Source organism: Micromonospora sp. DH13, assembly GCF_020873825.1.
Classification (GTDB): Bacteria; Actinomycetota; Actinomycetes; order Mycobacteriales; family Micromonosporaceae; genus Micromonospora; species Micromonospora haikouensis.
The window spans coordinates 16346-31365 of the sequence record NZ_JAHWGR010000012.1; the positions used below are offsets into that span (position 1 = coordinate 16346).

Here is a 15020-nt window from a genome sequence, read left to right on the forward strand (position 1 = left end):
CGCTCGGCGCGAGCCGTCAGGACGGGGTACGCGACCACTGCTGGTTGGCGGCACCGTTGCAGGCGTACTGCTGGATGTCCGCGCTGTCGCCGGTGCCGGCGTTGACCACGTCGAGGCACTTGCCGCTGTGCCGGGCCCGGAGCTGGAAGTAGTCGCCGGTCGCGGCCCACTGCCACTGCTGGTTGGTGCCGCTGCCGCAGGTGTACTGGATGATGTTGGCGCCGTCGGCGGTGGACGCGTTGGCGACGTCGAGGCACTTGCCGCTGTTGGCGTTGACGACGCGGAAGTAGCCGCCGCCGGCGTCCTGGAACTCCCACTTCTGGTTGCCGCCGCCGTTCCAGGTGTACTGCCTGACCTCGGCGTTGTTGGCCGTGGAGTAGCCCACCACGTCCATCACCCTGCCGCTGTGCCGGGCGGTGACGCGGTAGGAGGCGGGCGAGTTGCCGGTGACCGTCCCGGTGGCCGTGTCGATGGTGACGGACGGGTACCAGGTCAGGCTCATGCTGGTGCTGGACGGGAAGGTGATCGGCAGCCAGACGTACTGCGAGTCGCCGACGGGGCCGCCCCAGGCGCCCGCCCAGCGGTCGCCCAGGTACAGATAGCTGGTGGTGGAGCTGCCCTGGATGGGCAGCACGTAGGCCGGCTGGGAGCTGAACGTGCTGCTGTTGCCCACGTCGGTCCAGCCGCTCCACGGCCCGGAGATGCTCGGCGCGGTGGCGTACTTCGCCTGGTTGGGGCTCCAGCCCGTCGCTCCGGAGGTCAGCAGGAAGTACGTGCTGCCCCGCTTGAACATCGCGGGCGCCTCGCGGTGGGCGCCGTCCCAGAAGTTGCCCACGAGGGTGGCGACGTTCAGGTAGTCCGAGGTGAGCCGGTAGATGTGCAGGTCGTAGTTGTCGTCGGCGGCCGAGATCATGTACGCCGTACCGTTGTCGTTGTAGAGCGTGATGTCGCGGGACATGTGCTGTCCGAGCGGCCGGAAGCTGCCGTGGTAGGTGTAGTTGCCGTCCACGGTGGCCGACGAGGCCACGGCGGCCCGCGCCTCGTTGTAGTCGGAGCCGTTCTCCTTGTGCATCCACATCACGTACCGGCCGGTGCTGGCGTTGTAGATGACCTTCGGTCGCTCGATGTTGGCGCGCTGCAGTTCGGCGGCCGACGACTGGGTCAGCACGTTGTTGCGGAACTCCCAGGTGCGCAGGTCGGTGGAGCGGTAGACGGAGACCGCCCGGAAGGTGTTGTCGGGGTTGCGGTTCTCGCCGAACCAGTAGTAGTAGTCGCCGACCTTGAGGACACCGCCGCCGTGGGCGTGCACCACTGCGCCGCCCGTGTCGGTGAACTGGGTGCCGTTGGTGACGGTCACCGGGGCGGCCGTGGCCACGGTGGTCGGCCCGACCACCGCCGCGATGGCCACGGTGAGCGCCATTCCCAGCGACAGGAGACGTCCGCCTCTGCTCATCCGATCGTCCTTCCGTCGGTCAGGACGGCCGCGCCGACCTCGACATCCGCCGCAGGGCCCCGACGCCGCGACGCGGCCGAGACTGGGCTGCACGTGCATTAACCCATCGATGGTCACCCATGCGCAACAACTCGGTAACCGGAGTGTGGGACGCCCGCCGCCGGATTACCCTCGTGCCGTGCGGAAGCGGACACGCGTCGTCCTCGGACTGGTCACGGCCGCCGCGCTCGCCGCGCCGGTCGCCGTCGCCGGCGTCCACCTCACCCACCGCCGCGACGAGGACGGCTACCTGGCGTACCTCAAGGAGTACGGCGATCCGCACAGCGACGCCCCGGTGCCGGTGCTGCCGCCCGCCGCCGACCTGCTCGCCGAGGGCGACGCGGCCTGCGACTGGATGCGGGAGCAGCCGTACGCGCTGTGGCGGACCGCGCCGCGATACCACTTCTTCGCCGTCTACGAGCGCTATCTGCAGCGCGTCGCGGGCCGCCCACCGCGTTGGGGCACCGGCCTTCCCGACATCAACATGGTGGTGGCGGGCGCCTGGGCGTACCTCTGCCCGGCCGACTGGGAGCTACGGCAGCCCCGGCGCCGCCCCTTCGCCCCCGAGCCGGACTGAACACTGACCGGGCTGACGGTTACCGGCCGCAGGTCAGCGTGGGGACGCCGGCCGCGCCGCTGGACCACACCATCATCCCGAACGTCGTCGAGGCGCCGGGCGCCAGCGTGCCGTTGTACGACGCGTTGCGGACGACGACGTCGGCCCCGCTGGTCTCCGCCACCCCGTTCCAGGCCGCCGAGATGCGCTCGTCGCCGGGCCACCGCCAGGACACCCGCCAGCCCTGGACCGGTTCGCCGCCGCTGGCGCGCACGGTGACCGTGGCGGTGAAGCCGCCGATCCACTGGTTGTCGACGGTGGCGGTCGCGGTGCACACCGACTGGTCGGTGGTGCGGGCGGGCCCACCGATGACGTACGGGTCCTTCTTGCCGTCGGGCTCGCTGAACCGGAACCAGTAGTCGGTGCCCGGGGTCAGCCCGCCGATGGTCACCGTCCCGTTGCGCTCGGGCCCGGTGAGGGCCTGGGCTGCGGGGTTGTGCCACTGCTCGGCGTCGGAGCGGCTGGTGAAGAGGAGGACCTGCATCGGCGGGTCGTAGCCGCAGGGCGGGCTGAGCAGCATCGTGTAGGTGATGGTCAGGCTCGTCGCGGTGGTCGCCGTCACCTGACCCCAGATCGGCAGGGCCGGCGGGCACGCCACAGTCGGGGTGGGGATCGGCGGCGCCGGGGTCTGCATCGGGGCGGGGGGCGCGGCGGCGGCGCCGGCCGCGCCGGCCCAGGTGGCCAGGGTCAGGGTCGCGGCGGCGAGCACCACGCCGGGCATGCGGAACATCCGTACCTCCTCGGATCGCGGGACGCGCCGACCGACTGGCGGGCAGCGGTCGGCGGCGGTCGCCGGGAGGGCGGCCCGGCGCCGGATGGCCCTGCCACCCCGCGCGCCTTCCCAGGCTGGTTCGGGGCTTCGCGCCGGCTCCCGGGCGCGCGACCCAGCGACAGCCTTCCATTCGATAAACGTCGATGCAATAAGCCGTTCCGGTCGGGCGCGGGCAGCCGTCAGGACAGCCGCTGGCGCGCGGTCAGGCCGGCCGGCGTTCGGCGTCCAGGCCGTCGACGACGCGGGTGGCGATGCGCTCCAGGGCGCGTACCTCGTCGGGGTCGAGCTGGTCGAAGACGAGCCGCCGGACGGTGTCGACGTGCGCGGGCGCGGCGGCTTCGATGGCCGCGCGGCCGGCGGCGGTGAGCACCACGAACGCGCCCCGGGCGTCCTGGGGGCACTCCTCGCGGTCGACCAGGCCCCGGCGCTGCATGCGACCGAGGTGGTGCGACAGGCGGCTCTGCTCCCACTGGAGGTCGCGTTGCAGCGCGAACGGGCGCAGCCGCCCGCCGGGGGCCTCGGCGAGCTGGACCAGCACGCCGTAGTCGGCGAAGGAGAGCCCGGAGTCGGCCTGCAACTGCCGACCCAGCCGCGCGGCCAGCTCGGCCTGCATGCGCAGGTACGCCCGCCAGGCGCGCTGCTGGTCGTCGTCGAGCCATCGGGTGCCGGTCATGACCCCAGCGTACCAGTGATGCATGACACGTCATGGACGGAATGAATGATGCGTCATGTAGGTTGAGGCCAACGTACATGACACATCATGAGACCCCGGAGGAGATCGAGATGAGCACCGCAACCGGCGCCGACCTGGCCCAGCTGACCGGCACCTACACCATCGACCCGAGCCACACCCGCATCGGCTTCGTCGCCCGGCACGCGATGGTGACCAAGGTGCGCGGCGCGTTCAACGAGTTCGAGGGCTCCGTCGCCTTCGACGCGGCCGACCCCGCCCGCACCGACGTGCGGGTGACCATCCAGGCCACGAGCATCGACACCCGCAACGCCCAGCGCGACGCGCACCTGCGCAGCAACGACTTCCTGGACATGGAGACCCACCCGGAGATCACCTTCGTCTCCACGGCGTTCCGGCAGACCGGCGAGGACACCTTCGACCTGACCGGCGACCTGACCGTCAAGGGCGTCACCAACCCCGTCACGATCCCCTTCACCTACGAGGGCGCGGCCAGCGACCCGTTCGGAAACCTGCGTCTCGGCTTCGAGGGCGCGGTGACGATCAACCGCAAGGACTACGGGGTGACCTGGAACGCGGCGCTGGAGACCGGCGGCGTGCTCGTCAGCGAGAAGATCACCCTGGAGTTCGAGGTCTCGGCGATCAAGAACGCCTGACCCCGCTCCCCCTCCCACCAGCGGCCTTGAGAGGACATCCCATGAGCGCCACGCTGACCCCCCGGGTGGACATCCGCCGGGCCGACGACCGGTACAAGACCGACATCGCCTGGCTCGACTCCAAGCACTCGTTCTCGTTCGGCAACCACTGGTCCCCCGACAACACCCACCACGGGCTGCTGCTGGTGAACAACGACGACGTGGTCCGGGCGGGCACCGGCTTCGAGACGCACCCGCACCGGGACATGGAGATCGTCACCTGGGTCCTCCAGGGGTCGCTGGTGCACCAGGACTCCACCGGCCACTCCGGCGTGATCTATCCGGGGCTGGCCCAGCGGATGAGCGCCGGCACCGGCATCCTGCACTCGGAGAAGAACGACTCGTGGCGGCTCGGCGGCGAGCGGCACACCGAGCCGGTGTACTTCGTGCAGATGTGGGTGGTGCCCGACGAGCCCGGCGTCACCCCCGGCTACGAGCAGCTGGAGATCGGCGACGAGCTGCTCACCGGCGGGCTCGTCCCGGTCGCGTCGGGGATGGACCGGCACGCCGACGCCGCGGCCATCCGGATCCGGAACCGGTACGCCGCCCTGTACGCGGCCCGGCTCCAGCCCGGCCAGAGCGTGCAGCTGCCCGAGGCGCCGTACCTGCACCTGTTCGTGCCCCGGGGCGCGGTGACCCTCGAAGGCTCGGGCGCGCTCGGCACCGCCGACGCGGTCCGCTTCACCGCCACCGGCGGGCAGCGGGTCACGGCCACCGAGCCGGCCGAGATCCTGGTCTGGGAGATGCACGCCACCGTCGCCGACTGAGCCGCCCGGCGGCGGCCACGGGACCGGTGTCCGGCCTGCGTACGATGCGGGGCCGGACATCGGCTCGTCCCGGCGGAGGTAACGGCAGATGGCAGGCCAGCACGACGGGTTCGCCCTCGGCGTCGACCTCGGCACGTCCAACACCGTGGCCGTGCTGCGCTGGCCGGACGGGCGGACCCGCCCGCTGCTGGTCGACGGGCAGCCGGTCGTCCCCTCCGGGGTGTACGCCGACGCCGACGGCCGGCTGCACGTCGGCCGGGACGCCCGGCGGCTGGCGCAGGCCGACCCGGGGCGCTACGAGCCGAACCCGAAGCGCCGCATCGACGCCCCGGCCGTCACGCTGGGCGACCGCGAGTACGCCCCCGCCGACCTGCTCGCCGCGATCCTGCACGCGGTGGGGCAGGCAGCCGTCGCCGCGGTCGGCTTCCTGCCCCCGGCGGTGCTCACCTGCCCGGCGTCCTGGGACGACGCCCGCCGGCAGGTCCTCGCCGACGCGCTGCTGCGGGCGGGCTGGCCGCAGGCCGCCGAGCACACCCTGTCCGGCCCCACCCCGCCCGGCACCCGGCTGCTGCGCGAGCCCGTCGCCGCCGCCCGCTACTACGCCCAGGTGCTGCGCCGGCCGGTGCCCGTCGGCGGCTCGATCGCCGTGTTCGACCTCGGCGGCGGCACCCTCGACGTGGCGGTGCTGCGCAACGAGGGGGCCGACCCGTGGGGCGACTCGGGCTTCACCGTGACCGCCACCGGGGGCGTGCCCGACCTGGGCGGGCTGGACCTGGACGCGGCCCTGGTGACCCGGCTGGGCGAGCGGGTGTCCGCCACCGACCCGCAGGTGTGGCAGCGGCTCACCCGGCCGGCCGACGCGCCGCAGTGGCGCGACCGGCACCAGCTGTGGGAGGGCGTCCGCGAGGCGCGGGAGATGCTGTCCCGGGCGACGGTCGCGCCGGTGGTCGTGCCGGGCCTGCCGACGGTCGTCGAGCTGACCCGCGAGGACGTCGAGGGCGTGGCCGCCCCGCTGCTGGCCCGGGCCGTCGCCGAGACCCGGCGGGTGATCGCCGCCGCCGGCCTCACCCCCGACCGGCTCGCCGGCCTGTTCCTGGTGGGCGGCCCGACCCGGATGCCGCTGGTGGCCCGCATGCTGCACGCCGAGCTGGGCGTCGCGCCGACCGTGCTGGAGCAGCCGGAGCTGCCGGTGGCCGAGGGGGCGCTGACGGACCTGCCGACCCCCCGCCCGGCCCCCGCGTCGCCGCCCGCCCCGCCCGGCGCTGCTCCGGGGCTGCCGTCGACCGTGCCCGCCCCCGCCGGGACGCCGGCCACCGCGTGGGGCGGGCCCATGCCCGTGTCGCCGCCCGCGCCCGTGCCGCCGACCGCACCCGGGTCACCCGCCGCACCCGGGTCGCCTTCGGCCGCTCGCCAGCGGCGCGCGCTGTGGATCACGGTGGCGGCGGTGCTCGCCCTCGCCGGGGTGGGCGTCGGGGCCGCGCTGTGGTTCACCCGGGACCGCTACCCGGGGCTGGAGTTCCAGAACCTGGCCGAGGTCGAACGCGTCCCGGCCGGCGAGGACCGGCCGGTCGAGACCCTCACCGCGCTGCTCGGCGACGTCGGCTACGCGGCGTACCCGCTGCCGGACGACCGGCTGGAGATCGTGGCGCTCGACGCGGGGACCGGCCGGACCCGGTGGCGGAAGCAGACCACGCAGACGGCGCAGCAGTGGGACGCGCTCGTCGCCGTGCCCGGGGCGGTGGCGGCCTTCGCCGACCCGATCGGCGTCGACGCGCCCCGCGAGCTGGTGGTGCGCGACGCCGCCTCCGGCGGGCAGCGGTGGAGCCGGAGCATCGGCGACGACGACCGGGTGATCTTCGGGCGGGACGTGGCGGTGCTGGTCGACACCACCGGGAACCGGCTCGTCGGGCTGCGGATGCGCGACGGGGCGCAGGTCTGGACCGAGGACAACCCGCGCGACTCGTCCGGCAACGCCCGCAGCGCCGTGCTGCCGGTCGAGACCGCCGAGGCGGCCGGCGGGCCGGCGTACGCCGACGGGACGCCCCGCGACCCGTGGCGGGGCAAGGCCGACCGGCTCGTGCAGATCGGCGCGGACCGCTCGGCCCGGCTGATCGACCTGGTCGAGGGCACGGTGCTGCGCAGCTGGCCCGCCGTCGCCGACCTCGACGACCCGATGGTCGCGCGGGACGACCGGCTGTACGTGGTCGACGACGCCGGGGCCGGCGGCTACCGGCTGCTCGGGTACGACCTCACCCGGGTGGCCGAGCCGACGGTGCTGCACAGCGCCGCCGACGACGGGCGTCGGGTCGCGGCGCTGGTGGCCTGCGGCAAGCACCGGGCGTGCCTGTTGGAGGCCCCGGCCGGCGACGCGGACCGCGCCGAGGTGGTGGCCGTCGCCGAGGGCGAGAAGGCGAGGCGCTGGGCGACGCCGGGGGCCAGGGAACTGGTGCCGGTGGGCGCGCACCTGATCGTGCGGCGGCAGTTCCCGGAGGCGACGTCCACGCTGTTCGACCCGGCGGGCCGGGCGGTGCTGCGCGACCGGAGCGGGGTGGCCGTGCGGCTGGACGCGGGCAACGTGCTGGTCTTCGCCGACCCGCTCAGCGGCGGCGAGGCCGACCGCAGCGTCGCCGGGCTGGCGGTCGGCGGCACCGGCCCGGTCGAGCTGGGCCTGGCCGAGGACGTACGCAGCGAGTCCTGCTCGTGGAACACCAGCGTGCTGCTGTGCGGCGCGGCGAAGGACTTCGTGCTGTACCGCTTCGCCCCGACGCCCTGACGACGGCAACGGTGGATCGCCGCCCGGCCCCGCCCGCCGGTGCGGAGCGGACGGAGCCGGGCGGCCGTCAGTCGGCCGTCAGTCGGTCCTGGCGAGGTCCCGGAAGACGGTGAGCGTGGCCGGGTCGTCGATGGTGGCCGGCACCGGCTCGTCGCGCCCCTCCACCAGCCCACGCATGGTGCGGCGCAGGATCTTGCCGGAGCGGGTCTTCGGCAGCGCCGGCACGACGGTCACCCGGCGGAACGCGGCGACCGGGCCGATCCGCTCCCGCACCAGGGCCACCAGCTCGGCGGCGAGGGCGTCCGGTTCCACCTCGACGCCGGCCTTGAGCACCACGTACCCGCTGGGCACCTGGCCCTTCAGCGCGTCGGCGACGCCGATCACCGCGCACTCGGCCACCGCCGGGTGCCCGGCCAGCACCTCCTCCATCGCCCCGGTGGAGAGCCGGTGCCCGGCCACGTTGATCACGTCGTCGGTGCGGCCCATCACGTACAGGTAGCCGTCGGCGTCGAACCGGCCGCCGTCGCCGGTCAGGTAGTAGCCTTCGAAAGTGCTCAGGTACGACCGCACGTACCGCTCGTCGTCGCCCCAGAGGGTCGGCAGGCAGCCCGGCGGCAGCGGCAGCCTGATCACGATCGAGCCGTCGACGCCCGCCGGCACCTGTTCGCCCCGCGAGTCGACCACCCGCACGTCGTAGCCGGGGACCGGCACCGACGGCGAGCCGGCCTTGATCGGCAGCGGTTCGAGGCCGCGCGGGTTCGCCGCCACCGGCCAGCCCGTCTCGGTCTGCCACCAGTTGTCCACCACCGGCACGCCCAGCCGCGCCACGGCCCAGGCGAAGGTGTCCGGGTCGAGCCGCTCCCCGGCCAGGAACAGCGTCCGCAGGCTGGTCAGGTCGTACCGGCGGATGCGGGTGCCGTCCGGGTCCTGGCGGCGGATCGCCCGGATCGCGGTGGGAGCGGTGAACAGGGCGGCCACCCGGTGCTGCGAGACGACCCGCCAGAACGCGCCCGCGTCCGGCGTGCCGACGGGCTTGCCCTCGTAGAGCACCGTGGTCGCGCCGGTGAGCAGCGGGCCGTACACGATGTAGGAGTGGCCGACCACCCAGCCGACGTCGGAGGCGGCCCAGAAGACGTCGCCCGGCCCGATGTCGAAGACGTTGGCCATCGACCAGCGCAGCGCCACCGCGTGCCCGCCGTTGTCGCGTACGACGCCCTTGGGGCGGCCGGTGGTGCCGGAGGTGTACAGCACGTAGAGCGGGTCGGTGGCGGCGACGGGGACGCAGTCGGCGGGTGCCGCGCCGTCGAGGGCGTCGTCCCAGGTGACGTCGCGGCCGGGGGTCAGCGGCGCGGGATGCTGGGGGCGCTGCACGATCACGCACCGCTGCGGGGCGTGCTCGGCCTCGGCGAGGGCCGCGTCGAGGATCGGGTGGTAGGGCACGATCCGGTCCACCTCGATGCCGCACGAGGTGGCCACGACGACCTTGGGCCGGGCGTCGTCGATGCGGACGGCCAGCTCGTGCGCGGCGAAGCCGCCGAACACCACCGAGTGCACCGCGCCGATCCGGGCGCAGGCCAGCATGGCGACCACCGCCTCCGGGACCATCGCCAGGTAGAGCAGCACCCGGTCGCCCCGGCCGACCCCGAGCCGACGCAGGGCCCCGGCGAACCGGGCGGTCGCATCAAGCAGCTCGGCGTACGTGTAGGTGCGGGTGACGCCGGTGACCGGGCTGTCGTGGATCAGCGCCGGCTGGTCGCCGCGTCCCGCCGCCACGTGCCGGTCCAGGGCGTTATGGCAGGTGTTCAGCTCCCCGTCGGGGAACCAGCGGTACAGCGGGGCCCGGGTGTCGTCGAGGATCCGCTGCGGGGGCCGGTGCCAGTCGATCTCCGCCGCCGCGTCCCGCCAGAATCCCGTCGGGTCGGCGATGCTCCGCTCGTACGCTGCTCGATACGCGCCCATCGGACCATGATCGCCGGGGGCCGCGGGTGGGGACGACGGCCGGCCGGCTCCGGTGCGCCGGACGTACCCCCCGGGTCGCCGAACGGCGCTGCGGCCGCCCGCCGAACCCAGTCCGGACGGTCGGCCGGTCCCGCCGGGGCGGATGAAGGCCCGCCGGGTGGGTATGCGGCGTCGGCCTGGTGAGGAACGGCCCGCGTCGCGCGGGCCGCGACGGCGACGCCCGGGCGGCCCGGCCCACGGCCGACCGCCCGGGCGCACCGGGGAATCAGTTGCCGGTGACCCAGTTCCAGGCGGAGACCACCCACTCGGTCTGCTGGAGGTAGGCGACCCCCAGGCCGACCAGGAAGACGGCAGTCACCAGGTGGGCGCCGCGCGCGCTGCGCCGGACCCGCCCGAGCTGCCGTTCCAGGACGACCCGGCCGAGCAGCCGGGACAGCCCGAACAGGCCCGCGGCGACCAGCAGGCTCAGCAGGAAGGTGAGCACCGGCGCCCCCAGGTTGCCCCGCCCGGAGATGGCCCAGATGCCCCAGCAGACGAAGGCGAAGAGGGCACCGGCGGCGCTCCACTCGCCGCCGACCCGGAGCTGGTTGAGGTGCCAGCTCAGCGGCCGGCGGGGCGCCGACACGTTGGACCACTGCCCATCGTGCCCGTCGTGCCCGGCGTGGCCGCCGTGCTCGACGGTGGGGAACTGCTCGGTGCGCGGCGGGCGCCGCTGGCCGACGGACGCCACGCCCCGGCGGAAGGCGTCGGGCTGCGGCGGCACCCCGACACCCGGCTGCGGCGGCACCTCGACCGTGCGCTCCGCCCACGGCTGTGTCTGGTCTGCCATCTCGTGTCCTCCCCCTGACCGATGCCGGCGTCGCCGGCCCGCCATCTCCGAGGGTAACCAGCCGGCAAATCCGCTCGCCCGTGCGTGCGCCGTGGGATAGACACGGGCGATGACCGATACTGCGCTGCCGATCACCGTCGGCCGGGCCGGCGGCTTCGACGAGTTGGCCCGCCTGTTCGAGATCGCGTTCCACACCACCCTTCCCGCCGAGACGCGCGAGGCCGAGCGAAGCATCTGGGAGCCGCAGCGCAGCCTGCTGGTCTTCGACGGCGCGGACCTCGTCGCGTCCGCCGGGGCGTACACCCGGGAACTGACCGTGCCGGGGGCGGTCGTGCCGGCCGCCCACGTGACCATGGTCGCGGTGCTGCCCACCCACCGCCGCCGCGGCCTGCTCACCCGGCTCATGCGCCGGCAGCTGCGCGAGGTCCGCGACGCCGGCCGGGAGCCGGTGGCCGTGCTGTGGGCCAGCGAGGGCCGGATCTACCCCCGCTTCGGCTACGGCCTCGCCGCCCAGCAGCTCGCCGTCGAGTGCACCACCACCGAGCTGCGGCTGCCCGCCCCGACCGCCGCCGAGGGCCGGCTGCGCCTGGACCGCCCGGCCGCGCGGCAGGCCGAGCTGGCCCGGGTGTACGACCGGCAGCGCGCCGACCGCCCCGGCTGGTCCGACCGGGACGACCGGTGGTGGCGGTACGTGCTCGGCGACCCGGCCGACCAGCGCGACGGCGCGACGGAGCGGCGGGTGCTGCTGCACGAGGCCCCGGACGGCGAGGTCGACGGGTACGCGCTGTGGCGCTCCCGGCTCAGCCAGGACGCCGCCGGCGCGTGCGGGGTGACCGTCGTCGACGAGGTGGTGGCCGAGAACGCGACGGCCCGCCTGGCGCTGTGGCGGCTGCTGCTCTCGCTCGACCTGACCCGCCGGCTGTCCTACCGGGGGCCGGTGGACGATCCGCTGCTGCGCCTGGTCAACGAGCCGCGGCGGCTGGAGCCCCGGGTGTCCGAAGCGCTGTGGGTGCGGGTGGTGGACGTGCCCGCCGCCCTCGCCGCCCGCCGGTACGCCGCCGCCGTCGACGTGGTGGTCGAGGTGACCGACGAGCTGCTGCCGGAGAACGCGGGGCGCTGGCGGCTGACCGGCGGCCCGGACGGCGCCCGCTGCGTGCCCGCCGACGCCCCGGCCGACCTGGCCTGCGACGTGCGGGCGCTCGGCGAGCTGTACCTGGGCGGGGTGGGGATCACCACGCTCGCCGACGCCGGGCGGGTCGCCGAGCTGCGCCCCGGTGCGCTCGCCGCCGCCGGCCCGGCCTTCTCCTGGCACCGGGCCCCGTCGGGGATGGGCGTCTTCTGACACCCTGGTTGCGTCGGGCCGGCCCGGGCGGGGCGCGGGGGCGGTCCCGGGCGGTACGGTCGACGGATGGGTGACGCGGAACGACGGCGACGCCGGTCGAGGCACCACACCGACGGCGAGACCCCGGCCGCCGCCACGGCCGGCACGCAGGACGTTGCGGCCGAGCCGCCGCGCCGCCGGCCCGCCCCCGGCGGCGACGACCGGGACGGCGGCGAACGGGGCCTGCGCGGCCTGGTCGGCCCCGGCTCCTCGCAGGTGGGGCCCCGGGCGGCGATGCGGGCCCGGGACGCCGCCCGGCCGACCGAGGCGGACCTGGCCGAGGCGGAGCAGCGGGTGGTCGTCGTCCGGCGCAACTGGGTGCCCCGCGAGGACCTGCCCCGCTCCGGCCGCTGAGCTGCGCGGGGCGGGGCAGATCCTCGCGCCGGGTCAGGGCAGCTCGGGCAGCTCGCGGGTCTGCTCGTACGCGGCGACCTGCTCGATCCGCCGGGCGTGCCGGGGGTTGCCGGAGAACGACGTGGTGAGGAACGCCTCGACGATGGCGGTCGCCTCGTCCAGCGTGTGCTGGCGGGCGCCGACGGCCACGATGTTCGCGTCGTTGTGCTCCCGGCCGAGCTGGGCCGTGTCGATGTTCCAGGCCAGCGCCGCCCGGACGCCGGCGACCTTGTTCGCGGCGATCTGCTCGCCGTTGCCCGAACCGCCGATGACGACGCCGAGGCTGCCCGGATCGGCGACCACCCGGGTGCCCGTGTGCAGGCAGAACGCCGGGTAGTCGTCGTCCGGGTCGAAGACGTGCGGCCCGACGTCGACCACCTCGTACCCCTGCTTGGCGAGGTGGCTGGCCAGGTGCACCTTCAGCTCGAAACCGGCGTGGTCGGATCCCAGATAGACGCGCATACCGCGCAGTCTGTCAGGCCGGCTCACGCGCCGACGCGCGGGCGGCGGCGCGGAGCCGGTTTCGGCACAGAAGCGCAGTTCAGGGTGTTGCTCAGCGGGGCAGCTCGGCCACCACGAGGCCGCCGCGGGCCTTCGGGGTGAACCAGGTGCTCTTGCGCGGCATCTTCTCCCGGGCCAGGTTCACCGCGACGAAGTCGTCGACGGTCACCGGGGCGATCAGCACGGCCAGCTCGGCCCGGCCCGCCTCGACCTCGCCGGTCAGCCAGCTCGCCGGGTAGTCGCCGCCGACGTACGTGATCCGCTTGTCGCCGGGGTCGAGGCCGAGCGCGTCGCGCAGCAGCACCCGCTCGACCAGGGCGTGGTCGAGGTTCTCCAGCCGGCCGCCGTCGACGTGCGGCAGGCGCACCGCGTACCCCTGGTCGGGGAGCCGGAGCGCGACGGTGCCGCCGGCCGTCGGGACCTCGACCGGGCCGTCGATCGGCTCGACCTCGGCCCCGGCGGCGCGGAGCCGGTCGAGCAGCTCGGCCGGGGTGACGGTCAGCTCGCTGACCAGCCGGTTGTAGGGCTGGATGGCGACCGACGCGGGGGTGGTCACCACGGCCAGGAAGCGGGGCAGGCCGCCGGTCTGGGCGGCGAGGCTGCGGTGGTTGCCGTCGGCGACCACCAGCTCGCCGCCGCCGGCCAGCGCGGTCAGCGCGTCCTGCTCCGGGCCGGGGCCGAGCAGCCACACGGCGTGCGTGCGCCCGGCCTGGTCGGTGTCGGTCGCGGCGGGCGCGCCGGCCGTCTCGGTCGCCGCCGCGAGCGCGGCGTGCAGCTCGTCGCCCCGGCCGGTCTGGAGCAGGAGTACGGGCGAGAGCAGGTGCCCGAGCGCCTCGGCGAGCGCGACCCGCTCCCGGACCTTGGCGATGAACACGTCCTCGTTGCGGATGACCAGGCCCGGCTCGTCGGCGCTGGTGGAGATCTGGTCGGTGTCGACCATGGCGAACATCCCGTACGCGGTCTCCTCCCCCGGCGCGCTGATCCGGTAGAGGACCACGACCTGCTCGGCCGGGGTGTAGCTGCCGTCGGCCTTCGCCTCGGCGAGCCGGGTCACCGCGTCGGGGAGCGCGTCGAGGAACGACTTCCCCAGGCTCTCCGGGGCCCGGTGGGGCATCTCGATGCCGAGGGCACTGTGCGGGTTCGCCTCGATGATCGCGGTGATCTCCGCGTCGTCGGCGAACTCGTCGTAGTTCTGCGCGCCGGTGCCGCCAGTGGTGATCCAGGCCCGGGCGATCGGATGCACGACCGTCATGTCCGCTGACGCTACCGCCGCGGGGTTACGCCGCGGGCCGCACCCCACCCGAGTCCACCAACTGAACGGGGCCCCGCCCGGGGCGCGCGCACCGGCGCGCGCCCCGGGCGGGGGGTGAGCGGGGAACCCTTCTCGACCGTATGCGTTAAGAAGGGGCCCTTCCTTACTCGAAGCTGGGGCCGACCTCGCGGGAGCGCTTCAGCTCGTAGAAGCCGGGCGTGCCGGCGACCAGCAGGACGCCGTCCCAGAGCCGGCCGGCGGCCTCCCCCTTCGGGCGCGGGGTGACCACCGGGCCGAAGAACGCCACCGGCGAGCCGTCCGGGCCCGGCGCGTGGATCACCGGGGTGCCCACGTCCTGGCCGACCGGCCGCATGCCCGCCTCGTGGCTGGCCCGCAGCGCCTCGTCGTAGTCGGTGGAGCCGGCGGCGTCGGCCAACTCCGGGCCCAGCCCGGCGTCGGCGAGCGCGGCCACGTACAGGTCCCGGCCCAGCTCCTCCTTGCCCAGGTGGATGCGGGTGCCCAGCGCCGTGTAGAGGGCGCGGACGGCGTCGGGGCCGTGCTGCTGCTGCACGGCGACACACACCCGCACCGGGCCCCAGCCGGCCTGCATGAGCTGCTGGTACTGCTCGGGCACGTCCCGGCCCTCGTTGAGCACCGACAGGCTCATCACGTGGAAGCGGACGTCCACGTCGCGGACCTGTTCCACCTCCAGCAGCCAGCGGGAGGTCACCCACGCCCAGGGGCAGATGGGGTCGAACCACATGTCGACGGCGACACGGTCGGTCACGTGAGGTTCCCTTCGCGACGGGAGGGCCGAAAGCCGGCGCCTCGTCCCTCGATCCTCACCCCACGGCGCATCGACCGGTAGCGGAATGAGAGCGTGAGCTCGACCACCGCGA

Annotated in this window: 14 protein-coding genes; 6 read left to right on the top strand and 8 right to left on the bottom strand. The window is 74.8% G+C overall.

The genetic code is table 11. The features are described from left to right. Positions 1-16 precede the first annotated feature (16 nt). Positions 17-1453 (bottom strand): RICIN domain-containing protein, encoded by a 1437-nt coding sequence (locus tag LPA42_RS13910; RefSeq protein ID WP_077938690.1) that lies wholly within the window; start codon positions 1451-1453, stop codon positions 17-19. A 178-nt stretch (positions 1454-1631) separates the two neighbouring features. Between LPA42_RS13910 and LPA42_RS13915 the strand changes: the two genes are divergently transcribed. Continuing rightward, entirely contained in the window at positions 1632-2069 is a 438-nt protein-coding gene (locus LPA42_RS13915) for a hypothetical protein (RefSeq protein WP_096761680.1), read from the top strand. Positions 2070-2088: 19 nt separating this feature from the next. Here LPA42_RS13915 and LPA42_RS13920 read toward each other — a convergent pair whose 3' ends face one another. Further along, entirely contained in the window at positions 2089-2838 is a 750-nt protein-coding gene (locus LPA42_RS13920) for a cellulose binding domain-containing protein (RefSeq protein WP_228986598.1), read from the bottom strand. A 244-nt stretch (positions 2839-3082) separates the two neighbouring features. Next, on the bottom strand, positions 3083-3553 hold the full coding sequence (locus LPA42_RS13925) for a MarR family winged helix-turn-helix transcriptional regulator (protein ID WP_077938689.1): 471 nt from the start codon (positions 3551-3553) through the stop codon (positions 3083-3085). Between the two features lie 110 nt (positions 3554-3663). Here LPA42_RS13925 and LPA42_RS13930 point away from each other — a divergent pair, with 110 nt between their 5' ends. From LPA42_RS13930 to LPA42_RS13940, 3 genes are all read left to right on the top strand, one after another. Further along, positions 3664-4227: a YceI family protein gene (locus LPA42_RS13930; RefSeq protein ID WP_043966316.1), complete on the top strand. Its 564-nt coding sequence runs from the start codon at positions 3664-3666 to the stop codon at positions 4225-4227. Between the two features lie 41 nt (positions 4228-4268). Then, complete coding sequence (locus LPA42_RS13935) at positions 4269-5033, top strand: pirin-like bicupin family protein (protein ID WP_077938688.1); 765 nt, start codon at positions 4269-4271, stop codon at positions 5031-5033. Positions 5034-5121: 88 nt separating this feature from the next. Beyond that, the gene (locus LPA42_RS13940; RefSeq protein ID WP_228986599.1) at positions 5122-7806 is read left to right on the top strand and encodes an Hsp70 family protein; all 2685 of its coding nucleotides are present in this window, start codon (positions 5122-5124) and stop codon (positions 7804-7806) included. Positions 7807-7884: 78 nt separating this feature from the next. Here LPA42_RS13940 and LPA42_RS13945 read toward each other — a convergent pair whose 3' ends face one another. Beyond that, positions 7885-9765, bottom strand: a complete 1881-nt coding sequence (locus LPA42_RS13945) for a propionyl-CoA synthetase (RefSeq protein WP_077938685.1) — start codon at positions 9763-9765, stop codon at positions 7885-7887. A 265-nt stretch (positions 9766-10030) separates the two neighbouring features. After that, a complete protein-coding gene (locus LPA42_RS13950; protein ID WP_077938684.1) occupies positions 10031-10594 on the bottom strand; it encodes a hypothetical protein in 564 nt (187 codons plus the stop codon). Positions 10595-10703: 109 nt separating this feature from the next. Between LPA42_RS13950 and LPA42_RS13955 the strand changes: the two genes are divergently transcribed. Together LPA42_RS13955 and LPA42_RS13960 are read left to right on the top strand one after the other, a co-directional pair. Then, a complete protein-coding gene (locus tag LPA42_RS13955; RefSeq protein ID WP_077938683.1) occupies positions 10704-11936 on the top strand; it encodes a GNAT family N-acetyltransferase in 1233 nt (410 codons plus the stop codon). Between the two features lie 66 nt (positions 11937-12002). Beyond that, positions 12003-12329 carry a hypothetical protein gene (locus LPA42_RS13960; protein ID WP_043966308.1) on the top strand — a complete coding sequence of 109 codons (327 nt, stop codon included), beginning with the start codon at positions 12003-12005 and terminating at the stop codon, positions 12327-12329. Between the two features lie 33 nt (positions 12330-12362). Here the strand turns inward: LPA42_RS13960 and LPA42_RS13965 are convergent, their stop codons facing one another. The 3 genes from LPA42_RS13965 to LPA42_RS13975 all read right to left on the bottom strand — a co-directional run bounded on the left by LPA42_RS13965 (position 12363) and on the right by LPA42_RS13975 (position 14908). Next, the gene (locus tag LPA42_RS13965) at positions 12363-12830 is read right to left on the bottom strand and encodes a ribose-5-phosphate isomerase (RefSeq protein WP_043966306.1); all 468 of its coding nucleotides are present in this window, start codon (positions 12828-12830) and stop codon (positions 12363-12365) included. 91 nt (positions 12831-12921) lie between these two features. After that, positions 12922-14121 carry a DUF1015 family protein gene (locus tag LPA42_RS13970; RefSeq protein ID WP_043966305.1) on the bottom strand — a complete coding sequence of 400 codons (1200 nt, stop codon included), beginning with the start codon at positions 14119-14121 and terminating at the stop codon, positions 12922-12924. A 163-nt stretch (positions 14122-14284) separates the two neighbouring features. Then, positions 14285-14908: a disulfide bond formation protein DsbA gene (locus LPA42_RS13975; RefSeq protein ID WP_077938681.1), complete on the bottom strand. Its 624-nt coding sequence runs from the start codon at positions 14906-14908 to the stop codon at positions 14285-14287. Between the last annotated feature and the right edge of the window lie 112 nt (positions 14909-15020).